Consider the following 2,442-nt stretch of genomic DNA (forward strand, 5'->3'; position numbering starts at 1 on the left):
CGAAGAACGAGCGGGACGCCGAGGACCTGGTGCAGGACACCTGCATGAGGGCCTACCGCTTCTTCGACAAGTTCGAGCGCGGTACCAACATCAAGGCCTGGCTCTTCAAGATCCTCACCAACACCTTCATCAACCGCTATCGGCGCAAGGTGAAGGAGCGCAGCGTGGTGGAGGGCGTGGAGCGCGAGGCCGTGCATGAGCGCTTCGTCAGCCGGGACGCGACGGACTTCGCGGCCAACCCCGAGCAATATTTCTTCGATCGCCTCCTGTCGGACGACGTGCTGCGCGCCATCGACGCGCTGCCCATCGACTTCCGGCTGGTGGTCATCCTCGCGGACCTCCAGGAGTTCTCCTACAAGGAGATCGCCGAGATCCTCGAGTGTCCCGTGGGCACCGTGATGAGCCGACTCTTCCGCGGGCGCAAGCTGCTCCAGAAGACGCTGCGCGAGTACGCGCAGGGCACTGGCGTGCTGCGTCATGAGGTGGAGGCGGCGGGTGAAGCCACGCCCGGGAATGCCGCCGCGGGAACACCGACGGACCTCGATGAATATCGTCGCAGGAAGAAGGTGGGGTAGATCGAGGTTCATGGGCCCGGAAATATTTGCGAATATTTCTACCGGGCCCATAACCTTCCGCCCGACCTGAGCGCACATGACCTGCCAGGAACTGGATCAGATCCTCTACCCCTACCTCGATGGCGAGTTTCAGACCGAGGAGCGGTTGGATGTAGAAGCGCACCTCACCCAGTGCGCCGACTGCACGCAGCGGGTTCATGAAGAGGCGAGGATGCAGCAGTCGCTGCGCCGCGCCGCGCGCCATGCGGTGGAGACGACCCGGGCGCCTGACGCCCTCCGGGCCCGGCTCCAGGGTGGCCTTCGGCAGGAGCAGCGTCGCAGCCAGCAGGCCCTGTGGCTCCGGGCGAGCGCCGCGGCCCTCGTGGTGATCGCGGCGGGTGGCGCGTGGATGGCGCTCCAGCCGACGCAGCACCGCTACTTCATGGAGGAGGCCGCGCGGCGGCACGCCAAGAGGTTGCCGGTGGAGATCGCCGGCGCCTCCCACGAGAACGTGGAGGCCTGGTTCGAGGGCAAGGTGGATCACCGCGTCTCGGTGCCCCGACTGCCGGACGTCAAGCTCGCGGGCGCGCGCATTTCCAACGTGAAGGATCGCCCCGCCGCGTACATCAGCTACGAGCGCAGCGCGGACAAGGAAGGCACGCCGACCAGGCGCATCGGCCTCTTCGTCTTCGATGACACCCAGGGCGAAGTCGAGGCCCCTCCCCTGCCCTCCGTGCAGGTGGGCTCCAGCCATGGCTACAACGTGGCCGTGTGGCGCGAGGGGGAGATCGTCTACGAGTTGGTGACGGATCTCGACGAGAAGGACATCCGCCGCATGCTCGCCGAGCAGGGAGGCGGCGCGGGTGGCCATCCCTCTCGTGCGGTGACACCAGATGTGGCCGCGATGCCCGTGGCGCTACAGCCCTGATCGCGTGCGAACGCCGGCCCTTCGAGGGCTGCTCGCTCGCTGACCGAGGCAGACGGGCTGGACCTGTGACTGGACCGAAGATTGACGGTCCCGGTAGGCACCGATAGCCTCCCCGAGCGTATTTTCCAGCGCTGCCGTTCCCCGAGCCGCCCTTCCATGTCCAAGAACATCCTCATCGTCGAAAGTGACACCGCTCTCTCCGCGACCCTGCGCGAGGCCCTGGAGGCCCGCGGCTTCGCGGCGCAGGAGACCAGCGACGGCAAGGGCAGCGTGGAGCAGATCCGCCGCGACCGTCCGGACCTGGTGGTGCTCGCGGTCGACTTGTCGGCGGGCCAGAACGGCTACCTCATCTGCGGCAAGCTGAAGAAGGACGATGACCTCAAGGCCACGCCCATCGTCATCATCGGCAACCCGGACGGCTTCGCGCAGCACCGCAAGCTGAAGGCCCACGCCGACGACTACGTGGCCAAGCCGGTGAACGCCGAGGAGCTGGTGGACCGCGTGGGCGGGCTGATCGGCTTCCCGGAGCTGCCCGCGGGCGAGGTCGTCGACGACGGCCTCTCGCTGGGTGGCATGGACGGGCTGGAGGGCCTGGGCGAGGAGCCCGTGCAGGGCGAGGAGCTCGCCATCGAGGGCGAGCCGCTGGAGAACCACGGCGACGAGCTGTCGATGCTCGACAACGACAACCCCTTCGGGGACTCGGCGCCCGTGACGGGCAGCATCGAGGAGCCGGTGGAGGCCCCGCCGGAACTCAACTCGCCCGAGGACGACTTCTCCGGGCTCGACAGCCTGGGCGGTGGTGAGAGCAACGACTCGCTGGACGGGCTCGGCCTCGAGGAGGACGACAAGACGGTGGTCGGCTTCATGCCGACGACGCCGGCTCCGGCGCCGAAGCCCGCGCCCACCCCGGTCGCCGCGAAGCCCGCTCCGGTCGCCGCGAAGCCCGCTCCGGTCGCCGCG

The 2,442-nt window shown here is 68.2% G+C and carries 3 protein-coding genes; all 3 read left to right on the plus strand.

Translation table 11 applies throughout. The annotated features are described in order from the left end of the window. A partial coding sequence (locus tag VF794_RS38695) for a sigma-70 family RNA polymerase sigma factor (protein ID WP_331118554.1) occupies positions 1-575 on the plus strand: 575 nt, incomplete at its 5' end. A 76-nt stretch (positions 576-651) separates the two neighbouring features. Next, positions 652-1,482 carry an anti-sigma factor family protein gene (locus tag VF794_RS38700; protein ID WP_331118556.1) on the plus strand — a complete coding sequence of 277 codons (831 nt, stop codon included), beginning with the start codon at positions 652-654 and terminating at the stop codon, positions 1,480-1,482. Positions 1,483-1,638: 156 nt separating this feature from the next. Next, on the plus strand, positions 1,639-2,442 hold an 804-nt coding region (locus VF794_RS38705), incomplete at its 3' end, for a response regulator (protein WP_331118557.1).

This window comes from Archangium sp. (genome assembly GCF_036389735.1).
Taxonomy (GTDB): domain Bacteria; phylum Myxococcota; class Myxococcia; order Myxococcales; family Myxococcaceae; genus Archangium.